The 15,953-nt window shown below is 49.6% G+C and carries 15 protein-coding genes; 9 read left to right on the top strand and 6 right to left on the bottom strand.

Annotated elements, in window-relative coordinates:
• Positions 1 to 89: 89 nt before the first annotated feature.
• Positions 90 to 575, bottom strand: a complete 486-nt coding sequence (locus CHH60_RS24235; protein ID WP_176476192.1) for a CcdC family protein — start codon at positions 573 to 575, stop codon at positions 90 to 92.
• A gap of 301 nt (positions 576 to 876) precedes the next feature.
• On the opposite strand from CHH60_RS24235, the gene CHH60_RS24230 reads away from it, so the two are divergent.
• Complete coding sequence (locus CHH60_RS24230) at positions 877 to 2,007, top strand: hypothetical protein (RefSeq protein WP_095361551.1); 1,131 nt, start codon at positions 877 to 879, stop codon at positions 2,005 to 2,007.
• A gap of 90 nt (positions 2,008 to 2,097) precedes the next feature.
• On the opposite strand, the gene CHH60_RS24225 is transcribed toward CHH60_RS24230, so the two are convergent.
• Both CHH60_RS24225 and CHH60_RS24220 read right to left on the bottom strand, forming a co-directional pair.
• Entirely contained in the window at positions 2,098 to 2,670 is a 573-nt protein-coding gene (locus CHH60_RS24225; RefSeq protein ID WP_095361550.1) for a TetR/AcrR family transcriptional regulator, read from the bottom strand.
• Complete coding sequence (locus CHH60_RS24220) at positions 2,667 to 3,392, bottom strand: MBL fold metallo-hydrolase (protein ID WP_095361549.1); 726 nt, start codon at positions 3,390 to 3,392, stop codon at positions 2,667 to 2,669. Before CHH60_RS24220 ends, CHH60_RS24225 begins: the two co-directional genes overlap by 4 nt.
• Positions 3,393 to 3,810: 418 nt before the next feature.
• Here CHH60_RS24220 and CHH60_RS24215 point away from each other — a divergent pair, with 418 nt between their 5' ends.
• Together CHH60_RS24215 and CHH60_RS24210 are read left to right on the top strand one after the other, a co-directional pair.
• On the top strand, positions 3,811 to 4,269 hold the full coding sequence (locus CHH60_RS24215) for an Rrf2 family transcriptional regulator (protein ID WP_095361548.1): 459 nt from the start codon (positions 3,811 to 3,813) through the stop codon (positions 4,267 to 4,269).
• Between the two features lie 213 nt (positions 4,270 to 4,482).
• Positions 4,483 to 5,109, top strand: a complete 627-nt coding sequence (locus tag CHH60_RS24210) for a nitroreductase family protein (protein ID WP_095361547.1) — start codon at positions 4,483 to 4,485, stop codon at positions 5,107 to 5,109.
• Positions 5,110 to 5,229: 120 nt separating this feature from the next.
• Here the strand turns inward: CHH60_RS24210 and CHH60_RS24205 are convergent, their stop codons facing one another.
• Positions 5,230 to 5,913: an S-layer homology domain-containing protein gene (locus CHH60_RS24205; RefSeq protein ID WP_095361546.1), complete on the bottom strand. Its 684-nt coding sequence runs from the start codon at positions 5,911 to 5,913 to the stop codon at positions 5,230 to 5,232.
• A gap of 148 nt (positions 5,914 to 6,061) precedes the next feature.
• Entirely contained in the window at positions 6,062 to 7,093 is a 1,032-nt protein-coding gene (locus CHH60_RS24200; protein WP_176476191.1) for an AraC family transcriptional regulator, read from the bottom strand.
• Positions 7,094 to 7,180: 87 nt separating this feature from the next.
• Here CHH60_RS24200 and CHH60_RS24195 point away from each other — a divergent pair, with 87 nt between their 5' ends.
• The 6 genes from CHH60_RS24195 (at position 7,181) to CHH60_RS24170 (ending at position 14,223) form a co-directional block, all read left to right on the top strand.
• The gene (locus tag CHH60_RS24195) at positions 7,181 to 8,236 is read left to right on the top strand and encodes a lactonase family protein (protein WP_095361544.1); all 1,056 of its coding nucleotides are present in this window, start codon (positions 7,181 to 7,183) and stop codon (positions 8,234 to 8,236) included.
• A gap of 329 nt (positions 8,237 to 8,565) precedes the next feature.
• Positions 8,566 to 10,374, top strand: a complete 1,809-nt coding sequence (locus tag CHH60_RS24190; RefSeq protein ID WP_217990007.1) for a rhamnogalacturonan lyase — start codon at positions 8,566 to 8,568, stop codon at positions 10,372 to 10,374.
• 476 nt (positions 10,375 to 10,850) lie between these two features.
• Positions 10,851 to 11,930 (top strand): sulfate ABC transporter substrate-binding protein, encoded by a 1,080-nt coding sequence (locus tag CHH60_RS24185; protein WP_095361542.1) that lies wholly within the window; start codon positions 10,851 to 10,853, stop codon positions 11,928 to 11,930.
• A 79-nt stretch (positions 11,931 to 12,009) separates the two neighbouring features.
• Positions 12,010 to 12,846, top strand: a complete 837-nt coding sequence (gene cysT / locus CHH60_RS24180; RefSeq protein ID WP_095361541.1) for a sulfate ABC transporter permease subunit CysT — start codon at positions 12,010 to 12,012, stop codon at positions 12,844 to 12,846.
• Between the two features lie 40 nt (positions 12,847 to 12,886).
• Positions 12,887 to 13,762: a sulfate ABC transporter permease subunit CysW gene (cysW, locus tag CHH60_RS24175; RefSeq protein ID WP_095361540.1), complete on the top strand. Its 876-nt coding sequence runs from the start codon at positions 12,887 to 12,889 to the stop codon at positions 13,760 to 13,762.
• Between the two features lie 221 nt (positions 13,763 to 13,983).
• A complete protein-coding gene (locus CHH60_RS24170; RefSeq protein WP_095291770.1) occupies positions 13,984 to 14,223 on the top strand; it encodes a YezD family protein in 240 nt (79 codons plus the stop codon).
• Positions 14,224 to 14,360: 137 nt separating this feature from the next.
• Here CHH60_RS24170 and CHH60_RS24165 read toward each other — a convergent pair whose 3' ends face one another.
• Entirely contained in the window at positions 14,361 to 15,899 is a 1,539-nt protein-coding gene (locus tag CHH60_RS24165) for an extracellular solute-binding protein (RefSeq protein WP_255248072.1), read from the bottom strand.
• Positions 15,900 to 15,953 lie beyond the last annotated feature (54 nt).

Genomic DNA, 15,953 nt, shown 5'->3' with positions numbered 1-15,953 from the left:
GAAGCAAGGCGAGATAAGCAGAAAAAAGACACGTTCCGCATTCCTATATGCCGAGAACGTGTCTTTTATTTTGACTTCGTCGCTTAAGCTCAAGCCGATGCAGCGACGACTTCTTTGTAGTGTTTATACATATATACTCGCCAGCGCACGATCATGCCGAAGGCCAGAAGGAAGAACAATCCACCTGTTTGCGGAATGGTAACGTACTGCTGAATAACTTCATGCAGGATCAGACGTACCGCCAGCAAACCAAGCAGAATGAAGGCAAAGCTGCGGGAACGGGTCGCGAATATCTCCTCGTTTACCTTTTCAAACCGGGTACTGCGAATGAGAGGATACGAGAAGATGAACCAGCCAACCAAAAATGCAATCAATGCCCACCATAACGGAAAATGTGTCTCTGGTACAACAAACATAAAAAATCCGGTACTCATGCCCAGTGGGGGAATCAGAATTTTGCGTATGGTCACCGGTCTGTGACTGGCTTTCAACCGAATGAAAATGGCAAGCAATGCCATGATGAGCATACCCAGGGTTGCACCGATCTGAAGGTAAGACGGACTGATTTGAGCCACGAAAATATCCCTCTTTCTGGAATAATATATGTTCCGTACATCCGGATCATCAAACAAATCATAGAATTTAATGTTTCTATATATAGATTCTATTATATCACAAACCAAGAAAGCCGATAGAATGCTTAGTGCATCATTTGTTCGAATACGGTATAACGAGATTAACACAGTTTGGTATTGAAAATTTGTATTATTTTACCCATTGCAGGTGCATTTATGCGAGTAAGGGCAAATAAGGTAATCAAGCACGATATCGATGCACAAAGAGAGCAAGCAAGACACCCTGGGAGGAAGACACAGCATGAAAAGAAACCACAGGCCGCTAACCTTATGGTTGCTGGCTTGTCTGACAGTGATATCGGTCGGTCTGGTTGTCCCCTGGATCTGGTGGCAATCTCAAGCGCCAGTGCTGCTGAACATCATGATTATAGACAAAACGGCTAATGCACCTTCTCCAGGATATAAGGGCCTGGTTTGGCTGTTGAATCAACAGAAGATTGTACAGAAGACCGGAGAACGATACGTTTATGACGAAAATGAGGAGGAGGTTAACCTCCTAATGCATGCTTCTCCAATAACGAAAAAACTTCCGGACGAAGTCACTGAAACGGATCTGATCTATTTGGCTTCATCGAAAACAAACGCTGCATCTCCTGTTAGTCTCAGAACGAAGAAAGTCGAGGAGGACGCAGGGTTAACAGTTTATGATGCCCTTAAAATTCGCGAAGCAGCCAGCAGAGGGGTCGCCGTCGTTGCAGAGTATAATACACAATCCTTATGGACATCGGATAACGTCAGGGAGCAGCTTCATCCCATTTTGGGCTTGAAGAGCAGCGGGTGGCGGGGGAAATACATATCCAATCTGCAGAGCCGAGTTCAAGTGCCTGAGCAGGTACGTATAGATTATGAGCGTATTGCTGGGCAGGATTGGCCGTACTCCGGAAAGGGCATTCTCCTGGTGCATGAAGATGGCCGGATCATCGTGCTGCGTGGCGGCAAGGATGTCCAGACAGCAGAGATCAAGCTATCTTTTACGGAGAAAGGCAGACAGTGGAGCGGCATTCAGCAGGAGTTCCAATATACCAGCTGGTTCGATGTTGTCGTGCCGGATTCGCCAGAATCGATACTCGCAAGATATAAAACGAGCCTGACTCAAGAAGGACGGCAGAAGCTGATTAATGCCGGTATTCCGGGTGATTTTCCGGCCATCCTTCGTAATGATGGAGATTATCAGTCGTATTATATGACAGGTTCATTCGGAGAGATGGAGCATTACTCATTCTGGCGCAGGATCAAGGGATGGGATGTTATTAAAGAGTGGCTTACACCGAATCAAAGAGAAATACCGGATATGTTTTACTGGAAGGTATACGTGCCTGTCATGAAACAGATTCTGAAGGAAGTTGAAGCCGAAGAGCATGTGTGGCCATAGAGAAAGACCTTCCGGAGAGAAACGGCCGAAGGTAGAAAGGGATGCAGTGTAGTGCTGCATCCCTTTTCTGATATTTACGGTGTGGAGTAGTCAGTCCTGATGCAAATGCTGTAGCCCGTTAAGGAAGGCCTGGACGGTCAGGTGCAGGCTCTCATTGGAATCGAAATCCATGTTGAACCCGCCTTGGGCTTCAATGGATGCGAAGCCATGGCACAGGCTCCTTAACCCGCGCACCGCATGCAGCGCTTCGGCTTCGGTGAGCGGGTAGGGCTGCAATGCATGCAGCAGAATGTCCAGCGTAGCTGCACTGGCTGCAGCAAGCTCCGGTTCATGGATATTCGGAGCGTGGAACGAGGCTTCGTACAGCCCTGGATGCTGGCGGACAAAGCCGATATAGGCTGCGGCGATGGCCTGAATGGCCTCGTCGCCCGTGCGTTCAGCGGCAGCCGTGGCAAGTGCCTGGCTGAGCTGCAGTACAGACATCAGCGCCAGTTCCTGGCGAAGCCCGGGAAGCCCGCTGATGTGGTTGTACAGCGACGGGGAGCGCACGTCCAGCCGCTGGGCCAATGCGGCCAGCGTCAGCGCCTGGAAGCCGTCGCTGTCGGCAAGCTGGGCCGCGGCACTTAGCAGTGTGCCGCGATCCAGCCCCTGCCGCGGGCTCACAGGTGCCCCCCGGCAGGGCGCAGCCGCTGCTCCGCATCAGCCGCAGCCGCACGCATGGCGGCCGCTGGCTGGTGCAGCATCCGTCCGTGGCCTACCGCCAGCACGGACGGTTCCAGCTCGGCCAGGTGCTTCGCGCTGGACAGAGCCAGTTCCCGGTTCCACGTCGCCAGCGCGGGGAACGGGAAGAGCGGGCGCACGCGGCCGGAGACGGCGAGGCCGCCATGCAGCTGATACGCGTCGCCGGCAATGAGCACGCGGCTGCGCGTATCCATGAAGGCCATATGCCCTGGCGTATGGCCTGGAGAAGCAATGGCGATCAGGGAACCAATGCGATCGCCGTCTTCCAGCAGCCGGTCCGGGCGGGTGCGGATGCCCTTCGGCACACTGCCGCGTACCGGGGTCTGGGGTTCTCCCGGAAGCAAGGCAGCATCTCCTGCCAGCAGCCTGGCATCCCGGCTGGAGATGGAGACTTCTGCTGAAGGAACTGCCTCCTTGAGGCCATCCAGCGCACCAACGTGGTCGCCATGGGCATGGGTCAGAATAATCCGGGTGATCGGTTTACCAAGGGACTCGGCGGCAGCAAGAATCCCCTTCAGACTAAATGGCATCCCCGCATCAATGACGGTTACACCATCTTCTTCTTCCACAAGATAGACGTTCACAGGGAAAAGACGGGGGAGAAAGGAAATCTGGATAACGTCATGTTCACGAGTTAATCTCATTCAATTGGCCTCCTAAAACTAATGGTATTAGTAATATAACTAATGGCATTAGTTTTTGCAAGATGTCTTATAAAATAAAAAAAATCGAGGAAAATCTTCTCTTTACAAAAAAAGCGTTTTCAAATTGAGAAATACCGATTATAATGATGACGTAAGCCCTTTCATATGTCTATCTTTTTGGAGCCATTCGCGATGCGATTGGCTCACTTTTTTGTTCATTTTGTATAGAATCACGGTTACTTTCGTAAAATGACCTTGTTCTGTTTGAGGACGATAAATGCTGCTATTATAGGGAATCCTGGGCCTGGTTGAACGGGGGAGCAGAAGTTGACAAACATAACTGTTATTCCTATAATAACAGTTGAACTTACCTTGTGTTGAAGCACATCGGTGATTGCTGCCGGGAAGGGAGTAAGTGATGAACAGTGAATTTACCATTGCCGTCCATTGTCTGGTTTTTCTGTCCATGAAGGATGAGTGCATGGCGAACAGTGAAGACCTGTCCCATAGCGTCGGTACGCACCCGGCGAGAGTACGCAAGGTTCTTAGTGTGCTGCGGAAGAATGGTTATCTGACCACCAAGGAAGGTGCTCACGGCGGATACCTGCTCAGTCGTCCGAGCGAGGAGATCAAGCTTGGAGAGCTGTACCGTCTGGTTGCCGGCGGCTCACTTGGGCCCAATTGGTGTTCCGGAGAGTCCGGTTCCAATTGCATCGTCTCCTCTAATATGCAGGATGTCATGGGGAGCATCTATGATGGCGGTGAGGAAGCGCTGACTTCCTATTTCGACAGTATATCGATTGAGGATGTGAAGCATCGTATCGGAAATGGGGAAGCATGCTCTTCGTCCAAGAATGAATTGTCGTCGAACGGTTAATTGGCATGGACGTTGTCCCGGTGAAATGAGATTCATGGATGTTTCAGGTGATTCCGGGCATAACGTGAACACAGATGGGTGCGATCGTCTGCGCTGATGTTATATTCGGAAGGTGGGTATCTCGTAGAGATCACTTGATATGGCCTTGCGAACATAAATGAAACAACAGAAATGATAAGATATAATAAAAACAACTTTTGGGGAGTGGAATGAATGTCCAGCATTGAAAACAATGAAACACTGCGCGTCATTAACGAACGTCATTCAGTCAAGAAATATGAAGCCGGTTATGTTATGCCAGAGGAGGATCTCACTGCCATCCTGACTGCAGCTTCTGAAGCTCCGTCTGCATGGAACCTGCAGCACTGGAAATTCCTTGTGATTGAATCCGAAGCGGATAAGGCTAAATTGCTGCCGATCGCTTATGGTCAAAGTCAAATCACAGAAAGCTCGGTTACAATCGCTGTACTCGGAGACCTCGAAGCTAACCGCAATGCGGTCATCTATGATCAGGCTGTTGAAGCTGGCTACTTGAAGCCTGAAATTCGCGACGCGTTGGTTGGTCAAATCAACGGTGCTTATCAAAGTCAGCAAACGGCTCGCGACGAAGCGATCCGCAATGCTTCTTTGGCTTCGCAAAACATTATGCTGGCTGCGCGTTCCCTTGGCTATGATACATGCCCAATGGGTGGTTACAACCCGCAACAACTGATTGAAACATTTAACATTCCTCCTCGTTACATTCCTATCATGCTGATCACAGTAGGTAAAGCGGCACAACCGGCTCGCCCGGCAGGTCGTTTCCCATTGTCTGATGTCGTAGTTAGAGGTTCGTTCTAAGATATATTCGTATTAAAAATAGCCGCATGCCCCTCAGGGAGCATGCGGCTATTTGCTGTAAGAGGCAGGAAGGGTTGGGTAGCTCAGCTACCCATCCTTTCCATCTCTTCAATGCAATTCTTATTTCTCAGGTGTTTCCGGGATTTGCGGAGCATGGAAGCTTTCCATGTATTCGATGGCATTGTACATCATAACTGCAGCTTCAGCGCGAGTGATGGTTTCCTTCGGATTGAAGTTACCATCCGCATCAAGCGTATTGATTTTAAGTACCAGCGAGCGTTGAACCGCACCCTGATATTCCGGAGTAAGCTCCTGTTCATCTGTAATTTCTACCGGTTTGATGTTAATCATCGGCAGGCCGCCTTTGGCTTCGATCCCCTTCATCAGGAACAGAGTGAATTGTTCGCGTGTCATTTCTGCAGCCGGATCGATGTCCTTGGGCATCTGAATTCCATTATACTGGGCACGAATGAAGGCATCGCTGTACCATACACCGTCTTTGACGTTGCTGAAGGTATCACTCGGGAGCGGTTGTTTGATAAAACGAATCGCATCCAGGTTCAGATCGAGACCATCGGTAATCAGCTGCACTCCTTGTGCAGTATTTAATTGCTGTTCCGGCTTGAACAAGCTGTCGTTCACTCCCTTGATCAATCCATCCTGATGCAGAGCTTCAATTTTGTCAGCACCTGCAATACCTTGAAGGTCAGTAAAATGGGCTTGAGCAGCGTTAATCGGGCCAGCACTCAGGGAGAGTGTGAGCAGTGCTCCGGCAGTTATAGTGGCTAGTATATTTTTTTTCATGTTGAAATCGCCTCACTTTTCTAGGGGAGTCCCTTTGTATAAAAGCTATTTGCCCCTATAGACGACCCTTGTCTAAAAAAGGTTGCTGCAATTTTCCAACAGATCATTCATTTTGTCTCAAATAACAAGGGAATGCACAACTGCACAGCTAGCCCTTGGATTTGTTGCGATACTCCGTGGGTGAACGTCCCATCATTTTGCTGAACAGTCGTGAGAAATAATAAGGGTCCTTGAACCCCAGCTCAGAGCTGATTTGTTTGACGGTCCAGTCCGTAAAATCAAGATAACGGCAGGAATGCTGGATTTTGAGTCGCAGGAAATAATCTATGGGTGAATGTCCGGTTGCCTGCTTGAACAGTTGTGAATAATGGGGTGCCGATAACTGGGCCTGTGCGGCGAGCTCCTTTAACGTCAATCCGTGCTCCAGGTGTTCCAGCATATACTGGACAGATTGTTCTGCCGCTCGTTTGCTGCTGATCATGCTGGCACCTGTTCCCTGACCATAGGCCAGCATACCGAGCATATAGCCCGTAATCTGCGTTGCGTATATCATGGCTTGCAGGGAGTACCCGGTTTCCAGTGCATCATAGCATTCATGGAACAGTTCCAGCCATTTGGGGGCTTTGGAAGGAGCGATGGCAGAGATTTTATTGGCCAGGAGCAGTTCAATGTAGGTAGAAGCGTGTTCGCCGCGCAGATGAATCCAGTAGATGCTCCAGGGTTCTGCCGCATTAGCCCCGTAAACGTGTGCCATATATGCAGGCAAGATGACCAGGTCACCTGCATGTACAACTTGTGGTTTGCTGCCATCTAATTCGTACCATCCTGTTCCTTGTACGCAATACATGAGAATATGGGAGTCACATCCTTGAGGCCGATCCCGGTAATGATGCTCCGCTTCATGGAAATATCCGATATCCGTAACGTACAGCCCTGAAGTAATATGGTATCGTGCTGCTTCTTCGAGCAGTGGATCAGGCAGTACAACGAGTTTTTGCATAGGGAATCCAGCAGATTTGCGCAGTGTGGTTGTACGGTTGTAAGGTCTCATACTTGTATTATGGTGAGGGAGGATGGGGGAGTCAATGTCGAATATGCAAGCGTTCACAGAAATATCATGATCTTGAGAACGTTGCGTCTGTTCCGGTGAAGCAGAAGCCGGTGAATTGGGTAAGTACATTATAGTGGAACCATTAATCCAGAGCATGAACCGACTCATGAAGAGAGATAGACATGGAATTGGAAAAGAGAAGGAGAGATGAGAGATATGGAACGAACAGCAGCGAATGAAACATTCTTCTATACAGGAACTTATGCATCAGCGGATCAACCAGGGATTGTACTGTGCGCACTGGATGCAGATACAGGTGAGATGAGAATCGTCAGTCACACTGAGGGTGTGGACAACCCATCCTATCTCGCATTATGCCCAGATGCCAACTGTCTGTACGTTGCGAGTGAAACCGATGAGGGAGAGGTGCTTGTATATCGCAGGGATACGGCAACGAGTGAACTGCATCTGATGGATCGGAAACTGACCAAAGGGGCTTCTCCTTGTTATGTGTCGGTCACCAAGGATGGCAAATGGGTTCTGACTTCGAACTACAGCAGTGGGAGTGTGAATGTATTCCCGGTAGGGGATCAAGGGACGCTTGAAGAGATGAGTGCACTGGTTGAACATACGGGCAGAGGAAAAAACGATGACCGTCAGGAAGGACCTCATGCTCATTCCATACAGCCGGACCCGTCCGGACAGTATGCGGTCGTATGTGACCTTGGGCTCGACCAGATTATTGTTTACCGCATGGAAGAAGGAAGGCTGGTCACACACCGCGAAACGAATCAGCCCCCTGGTTCAGGTCCAAGACATTTGGTTTTCCATCCGAGTGGGAAGTGGGCATATGTCATTAATGAGCTGAACAACACGGTTACCGCATTCATGTATGATGAGCGGAGAGGTGAGTTCAATACGCTGCAGCATATCTCCACACTGCCTGAAGGGCATTCGGGAGAAGGAACAGCTGCAGATATTCGTGTATCCCCTTGCGGCCGTTTCCTGTACGCTTCCAACCGCGGGGATGATAGCATCGTGCTGTATCATATTGATCAGGAATCCGGAAAATTGGAAGCCGTGGAATGGACGTCGACCATCGGTCAAACTCCTCGCAACTTTAATTTGCTGCCAGGCGGCATTCTGCTCGTGGCCAATCAGGATAGCAACAATATTGTTGCATTTCAAATGGATGGGGAAGATGGGCGTCTGACGCACAATGGATTTAAGCTCGAAGTGTCCCGTCCGGTATGTATTACGCCTGTGGTATAAGCTGCAGTGCTGCAAGGAGCAAACTCAAATCCGATTATCTCAAGACCATGCATGGGCCTAATCCAGCATGGTCTTTATTTTTTAATCATTCAACGTATCGCGAAGAATACAAAATCAAAGTCCTTACGACACTAAATTACTAATTTAGACCTATAGATGGAATTAAATGTTTAATTTAGAATGAAAATATTAAAGCGCTTACATAAAGATGACGCTAAGGAGACAACGGGCTTACCAATTCCATTTGGGGAGGCTATTATTCTATGTTGAATCGATTGTCTTGGAGAAGGACGCTGCGAATTGCCGGAATAGCCCTGCTAAGTTCAGCCATGCTGACGACTGCGTTTGGACTGGGGAACACACCGGTAACCGAGGCGGCGGGTACGCGTCAGATGGAGTTCCTGGACCGTGGGGTGGTTGCGGTAAAGACAGGTACAGGTGTATTTGTCAGCTGGCGTCTTTTGGGTACGGAAGGATCCAATGTTTCGTTCAATGTATATCGGGATGGAACCAAAGTGAACGCATCCCCCATAACCAATAGCACGAACCTTCAGGATGCCAGCGGGACAAGCAGTTCCAAATATACGGTTCGGGCCGTAGTGGGCGGAACCGAGCAGTCGGCTTCGACAGCTGCGAGTGTATGGGGAAACAACTACCTGTCTGTGCCCCTCAGCATACCGGCGGGCGGGACAACACCGGATGGGGTGGCTTACACGTATAGCGCCAATGATGCCAGTGCAGGCGATCTGGACGGCGACGGGGAGTATGAACTAATCGTGAAGTGGGACCCTTCCAACTCCAAGGATAACTCTCAGAGTGGATATACCGGTGAAGTATTTATCGATGCCTATAAATTGAACGGGACACGTTTATGGCGAATTAGCCTCGGCAAAAATATCCGCGCAGGTGCTCATTATACCCAGTTCATGGTGTATGACCTGGATGGCGACGGCAAGGCCGAGGTTGCGATGAAAACGGCTGATGGAAGCAAGGATGGCACCGGTACGGTCATTGGCGATGCCAGCAAGGATTACCGCAATTCCAGCGGATACGTTCTATCCGGACCGGAATTCCTGACCATCTTCAATGGGCAGACTGGCAAAGCTCTGTCCACAGTGAACTATGAACCGGCACGTGGCAACGTATCCGATTGGGGAGACAATTATGGCAACCGGGTTGATCGCTTCCTCGCAGCGATTGCCTATCTGGATGGAGAACGTCCAAGTCTGGTTATGGCACGTGGATACTACACTCGTACGGTGCTTGTAGCCTACAACTGGCGGAATGGGCAGCTGACGAAGCAGTGGACATTCGATTCGAATACATCCGGCAATTCGGGGTATGCCGGACAGGGGAATCATAATCTGAGCGTAGCGGACGTGGATGGAGACGGCAAGGATGAGATTATCTACGGTGCCATGGCGGTGGATGATAACGGAAAAGGGTTGTACACGACAGGGCTTCACCATGGCGACGCCATGCATCTGAGTGACCTGGACCCCGACCGTGCCGGGCTGGAGGTATTTCAGGTTCATGAGACCCCGTCCAATGCGGGAGTTGAATTCCGTGATGCACGTACAGGGCAGCTGATCTGGGGCATACCTACAACAAAGGATATCGGACGCGGCATGGCAGCGGATATCGACCCGAGATATAAGGGGGCGGAGGTTTGGGCGGACGGTGGTCTGTATACAGCCAAAGGACAGAAAATTGGAACAACCTTGCCTTCATCCACGAATTTTGGCATCTGGTGGGATGGAGATCTGCTGCGGGAACTGCTGGACAGCAATCGAATCGATAAGTGGGACTATGCCAACAGCAAAACCGTTAATTTGCTGACAGCTTCAGGTGTTTCCTCCAATAATGGTACAAAATCCACACCGAATCTGCAGGCTGACCTGTTCGGGGACTGGAGGGAAGAGGTGGTATGGCGGACAAGCGATAGCTCTGCGCTGCGGATCTACACCACAACTGCGGTCACGGACAAGCGGATTTATACCCTGATGCATGATCCGGTGTATCGTCTTGGTATCGCATGGCAAAATGTTGCCTATAATCAACCACCCCACACCGGTTTTTATTTGGGTGAAGGCATGAGCACGCCACCGGTACCCAATATTCATTATGCCGGGAAATAAAAGATAAGCATGAGCTGCGGCAACCAGAGCAAGATGCAATGTTAATCCGTTATTCTGCCTGATCTGAGGACAACAGGGGAATCCTGTTGTCCATTTTTCATTCCATGTCAATCGGATAGAAATCCGGAACAAATCGGAAAAAACGTTTGACACGCCAGAGGGCTGCCCTTATGATATGCATATAACTTACTAAACAGGTAGGAATAATGAAAATGATTGCTTTAACTATTGCGTCAGCAGTCATTACAGTCAGAGAAGAGTAACTTGAACAGAATAACGTTCTAACCGTATCGACGGAGGAACACTGCAGCACATCATTTCTGGATGAAGCATACACGGCCTTGGGTCGGCATGACTTTGTGAGGGAGAAGTGTGCGGGTGGTTCCTCCGTCTTTTGTTCTTTTTTCGGTGCGTTCCATACTGTTCAGCCTGCCTGAGGTAGTCATTGCAGAACCATTCTGGGGGGAGTTTTGTTTATGAAAAAGAGAATTCATAAGGGTATTCTGGTTGGTCTGGCATTGGTATTAACAGGGGTACTGGCAGCGTGCGGGTCGGAGAGCAGCGGCTCCAGTGCGGCAGGAACATCGGGAGAGCAGGATAGCGGCAAGGAAGCCGCCAAAGCCATCGAGCTGCTGAATGTATCCTATGATCCGACGAGAGAACTGTATGAGCAATATAACAAGGCGTTTGCGGCGTATTGGCAAAAAGAAAAAGGCCAGGAAGTGACGATTAAGCAGTCACACGGCGGTTCCGGTAAACAGAGTCGTTCCGTGATCGATGGCTTGGACGCAGATATCGTTACACTGGCATTGGGATATGATATTGATGCGATCGAGGATAAAGGGCTGATTAATGCCGGCTGGCAGGATAAATACGAGCACAACAGCTCCCCATATACTTCAACCATTGTATTTTTGGTACGCAAAGGCAATCCAAAAGGCATCAAGGACTGGGATGATCTGATCAAAGGGGATACCCAGGTGATTACCCCCAATCCGAAAACGTCCGGTGGAGCAAGATGGAATTACCTGGCGGCATGGGGATATGCACTGAAGAAAAACAACAATGATGAGGAGAAGGCGAAGGAATTCGTTGGTGAACTCTTCAAGCATGCACCTGTACTTGATTCCGGGGCACGTGGCTCTACGACAACATTTGTTGAACGTGGTATCGGTGATGTGCTGCTGGCCTGGGAGAACGAAGCGTTCTTATCGGTAAAAGAGCTGGGTCCGGACAAATTCGATATCGTTGTTCCTTCCGTTAGTATCTTGGCTGAACCACCTGTAGCGATCGTGGATAAAAATGCAGACAAAAAAGGCAGCCGCGAGGTGGCAGATGCTTATCTGAAATATCTGTACAGCGAAGAGGGGCAGACCATTGCCGCGGAAAATTACTATCGCCCGACGCTGGATAGCGTGAAGGAGAAATTCAAAGACCAGTTCCCGGATGTTGAATTGTTTACCCTGAATGATGTATTTGGCACTTGGCGGGATACGCAAGCCAAACATTTCAATGACGGCGGAATCTTTGACCAGATCTACGTTCCAGGCAGTTAATGTTGGATACAAAATAAAGCTCACGACCATGTAAGCGGCCAACCAGCCTACCGGCTGAAGGCAGAGAGGATGAACGTCCATGAGCAAGGTGATGGTGGCCCGGAGACGCACACTGCCGGGCTTCGGATTGACAATGGGGTACAGTGTGTTCTACCTGAGCCTGGTTGTACTTATTCCACTGGCAGCGTTGATCTTTAACTCCACGGGCCTGACCTGGTCCACGTTGATTGAGACAGCAAGTAACCCCCGGGTACTTGCTTCTTTCAAGGTTAGCTTCCTGACTGCAGGAGTTGCTGCCTTGATTAATCTGGTTCTTGGGCTGCTCCTGGCTTGGGTGCTGGTCCGATATGAATTCCCAGGCAATCGCCTGTTTGATGCGGTCATTGACCTGCCATTCGCCCTGCCTACTGCAGTGGCAGGTGTTGCCCTTACGGCCCTGTATGCCGGGAATGGATGGATAGGGCAGCTTGTGGAGCCTCTGGGTATCAAGCTGGCGTATTCGCAGGCAGGTATTACCCTGGCACTGATGTTTATCGGCATTCCGTTTGTTGTACGTACGGTACAGCCGGTTTTGGAAGAGCTGGAAGCCGAAGTGGAAGAGGCGGCCGCGACGCTCGGAGCAGGGAGATGGCGCATTTTTCGGACGATATTGCTTCCGGACCTGATTCCGCCGCTGCTGACCGGGTTTGCACTTGCTTTTGCCAGAGGCATTGGGGAATATGGATCTGTCGTATTTATCTCGGGTAACATGCCGATGAAAACGGAGATTGCACCCCTGCTGATTATGGCGAAGCTGGAGCAGTTCGATTACGCAGGAGCTACGGCTGTAGCCTTGCTGCTGCTGCTGGTTTCTTTTGTCCTGCTGCTGGTGATTAACTCCCTTCAGCGCTGGAGCAGGAAGGCAGGCCGGGCTTAGGCGTAATAAGCCAACCTTAAACCAAAAGGAGGTACATATGATGGCGGGTTCTGTTCCAATAACGCCTGATCCCCAAGTGCGAATCGGTCCGGGGCCAAACCGTGCAACTACGGAAGCTCCATGGGTCAAATGGCTGTTGATCGGACTGGCAAGTCTGGTACTGCTTTGGCTGCTCATTTTGCCATTAATCATTGTAATGATGGAAGCACTGAAACAAGGGTGGGGTGTCTATATTGCAGCTCTTACCGAACCGGATGCCATGTCTGCCCTGAAGCTGACACTGCTTGTTGCAGCGATTACCGTACCGCTGAATACGATATTTGGTGTAGCTGCAGCCTGGGTCATCACCAAGTTCCAGTTCAAGGGAAAGGGAATCATGATCACGTTAATTGATCTCCCCTTTTCTATCTCGCCAGTTGTGGGCGGGTTGATCTTTGTACTGGTATTTGGCTCCAATGGCTGGTTTGGTCCGTGGCTGGCAGAGCATGATATCAAGATTATCTTTGCCTTGCCTGGTATCATAATCGCAACGCTGTTTATTACCTTTCCTTTTGTAGCGCGAGAACTCATTCCATTAATGGAGGATCAGGGTACGAGGGAAGAGGAGGCGGCAGTTACGCTCGGCGCTTCGGGATGGCGCATCTTCTGGAATGTCACGCTGCCCAACATTAAGTGGGGGCTGCTGTACGGCATCATTCTGTGTAATGCCCGTGCGATGGGCGAGTTCGGAGCTGTATCGGTGGTGTCGGGACATATTCGCGGAGAGACGAATACACTGCCGCTGCATGTCGAGATTTTGTACAACGAGTACCAGTTCTCGGCATCGTTCGCTGTCGCTTCCTTATTACTGATCCTGGCTCTGGCAACGCTGCTGCTCAAGAGCTGGCTGGGGCACAGAACGGTTTCAGAGAAGTAGTTGAGGGTCCGAATTTCGGCCCTCTTTCCATCCTTTCTGGAAGTTCTCACGAGTTCAATATAATTCATTTATGTTTCTTGAAAATACAGATTGACAGCTAATGGAAGCCCTGATAATGTATAAACCAAGTATATAGGTTGGATAAGAATGAATTATAAGTCGGACGGATGATCAGCGTCAATCATATAGCGGGCAGCAGCCCGGGAAGAGGAGGCGGCTCTATGGCTAAGCCGTTAAAAGTGGATGAGGTATGGATGGATCGAATTGCCGGACAGCTGAATGACATGGAGTTTGGCTCGCTTCACATCGTTGTACATGAAGGTCAGATTGTGCAGATGGAGCGGACTGAACGCAAACGATTTGAGAACACGCCCTCAGGCAGCACCTCCAAATCCGGCAGCACTGCACGAAGCAGCTCCCCCCGCTCATTGCGCGGATCGAATGCAAGTGCGAAGGGGTAGAGCTGAGACGGCATCAGGGAGCACTGATTGAGGCATAGATTGGTTTAGTGTGAGTTACCCATAAGTTTTCCGAAGCACACGTACTCTTTTGGAAACTCATGGGTAATTCATGCTTTTAATGCGATAATGTGGCCAAACTATTTGGTGGAGTTTGTCTCCATTTGCCCGTTGTACCATTCATTAGCTTCAATCAGTACCTGCTGCCCGCCTGCTTCCATAAATTCCTCCACGAAGGTATCAAAACTTTCAACAGGCTGATCCCCGGTAATGATGGAGATGTATGCGCTGTCCCTCATATGGATCAACTCGGATGAATATTGAATCAGGGCAGGGGTTGCCACCTCCAGATGATTATAAATACCATTCTCCGTCAATCCCTCAGATGCAGCCCACTGCTCCCGTTTGCCGATGGATGCACCTGGAACAGCCATGCCAATGCTGGAGCCGATCATATTGGTGTAATTCTCCATACGGTTATATGGGGGCAGAATATGAAACTCCCCTGAAGATGAAGAGCTCCAGTCCCAGTGCTTTCCTGGAAGGCCATATTCCATTTTGATCTGCTCTGCCGGATCGGAGTTTGCACTGACATAATCGAGAATTTCAAGGATTTTTTCCAGTTTACCAGGCTCATTGACCGCATCGGCCCCGATTGTAATGAAACTCATCAGCAGATTGTAACCTTTGGAGCCACTGACTCCATCAGGCCCTGTAACGGGAGGACCGAATTCAACGTCTGCAGTTGCGTTCTTCTGTTGGAGTTCATGGACATTGAACATGGCTTCAACGGGAATTTCCTCGTCCTTTTCATTAAGGACGCTATAATCTCCGTCTTGAGTCCAATGATAATAATTGCCCATCGAGGTCATCCCAATTCTGCTATTAATAAACGCATGGGACAAATGTTTATAGCCACCTTTATTTTCTCCAGTTATGAATTCAGGATCGATAATCCCATCCTGATACCATTTCTGTAGATAAGCCAAGGCTTTCTTCATCTCAGGTTCCAATGCGCCGATCACGAGTTGGTCATTTTTTTGATTAAAATATAGCTGCTCGGTAAAAACGGACTGTCCAAAAGCACCAAAAACGACATTCATGCCCTCTTTGGATAACCCGTATGTATCCTGTTTCCCATTACCGTCAGGGTCACCTTTGGCGAATGCATACATAACCGTCTCAAACTCCTCTAATGTCCGCGGAACATCGAGACCGAGTTTCTCCAGCCAGTCTTCCCGATATACGACAGGGGTCCGGTAGATGTTAGTCTGATTGATGACCGGGATTCCATATAAGGTGCCATCTATTTTTCCGTACTCCAAGTAACGTGAATCATAATCACGGATTCGCTTCACAATATGAGGCGCATGTTCTTCTAGTACGTCCTCGGGAATTTCTGCCAACACCCCCTGCATCTGATATTTAAGCAGATCATGTGGCTGCCTGATCCGAAGAAGATCCGGTATGTTCCCTTGAGCGAGCTTCAAGTCCAGCAGGTCCTCATAGCGTCTGTTCTCCAGGTTCCAGACCTCCAGATTCACATCAAAAAGATCCTCGATATAGGTAATCATCTCGGCATCCTCAGGAACGGGAGTATTCTGATGCATGGTCCAGGAAATCGTATATGGCGGCTCTGTATCCTTCTCAGACTCATCAGCAGGATTGTGCGGCTGCATTTGAGAGCGTTGTTCCCCCAAGACGGTGCAGCCACTCATACATATGACAAGGAT

Origin of the sequence: Paenibacillus sp. 7523-1, from assembly GCF_002276415.1 — a bacterium.
Taxonomy (GTDB): domain Bacteria; phylum Bacillota; class Bacilli; order Paenibacillales; family Paenibacillaceae; genus Paenibacillus; species Paenibacillus illinoisensis_A.
The sequence above is the reverse complement of the archived record's forward strand: the minus strand, read 5'-3'. Positions and strand labels throughout refer to the sequence as shown.

What these genes read in the sequence shown, in the direction of transcription:
- CHH60_RS24230 (WP_095361551.1), top strand. Translation starts at nt 877, where the DNA reads ATGAAAAGAAACCACAGGCCGCTAACCTTATGGTTGCTGGCTTGTCTG.
- CHH60_RS24220 (WP_095361549.1), bottom strand. Translation starts at nt 3,392, where the DNA reads ATGAGATTAACTCGTGAACATGACGTTATCCAGATTTCCTTTCTCCCC.
- CHH60_RS24215 (WP_095361548.1), top strand. Translation starts at nt 3,811, where the DNA reads ATGAACAGTGAATTTACCATTGCCGTCCATTGTCTGGTTTTTCTGTCC.
- CHH60_RS24210 (WP_095361547.1), top strand. Translation starts at nt 4,483, where the DNA reads ATGTCCAGCATTGAAAACAATGAAACACTGCGCGTCATTAACGAACGT.
- CHH60_RS24205 (WP_095361546.1), bottom strand. Translation starts at nt 5,913, where the DNA reads ATGAAAAAAAATATACTAGCCACTATAACTGCCGGAGCACTGCTCACA.
- CHH60_RS24200 (WP_176476191.1), bottom strand. Translation starts at nt 7,093, where the DNA reads ATGTACTTACCCAATTCACCGGCTTCTGCTTCACCGGAACAGACGCAA.
- CHH60_RS24195 (WP_095361544.1), top strand. Translation starts at nt 7,181, where the DNA reads ATGGAACGAACAGCAGCGAATGAAACATTCTTCTATACAGGAACTTAT.
- CHH60_RS24190 (WP_217990007.1), top strand. Translation starts at nt 8,566, where the DNA reads ATGCTGACGACTGCGTTTGGACTGGGGAACACACCGGTAACCGAGGCG.
- CHH60_RS24185 (WP_095361542.1), top strand. Translation starts at nt 10,851, where the DNA reads ATGAAAAAGAGAATTCATAAGGGTATTCTGGTTGGTCTGGCATTGGTA.
- cysT (WP_095361541.1), top strand. Translation starts at nt 12,010, where the DNA reads ATGAGCAAGGTGATGGTGGCCCGGAGACGCACACTGCCGGGCTTCGGA.
- cysW (WP_095361540.1), top strand. Translation starts at nt 12,887, where the DNA reads ATGGCGGGTTCTGTTCCAATAACGCCTGATCCCCAAGTGCGAATCGGT.
- CHH60_RS24170 (WP_095291770.1), top strand. Translation starts at nt 13,984, where the DNA reads ATGGCTAAGCCGTTAAAAGTGGATGAGGTATGGATGGATCGAATTGCC.
- CHH60_RS24165 (WP_255248072.1), bottom strand. Translation starts at nt 15,899, where the DNA reads ATGCAGCCGCACAATCCTGCTGATGAGTCTGAGAAGGATACAGAGCCG.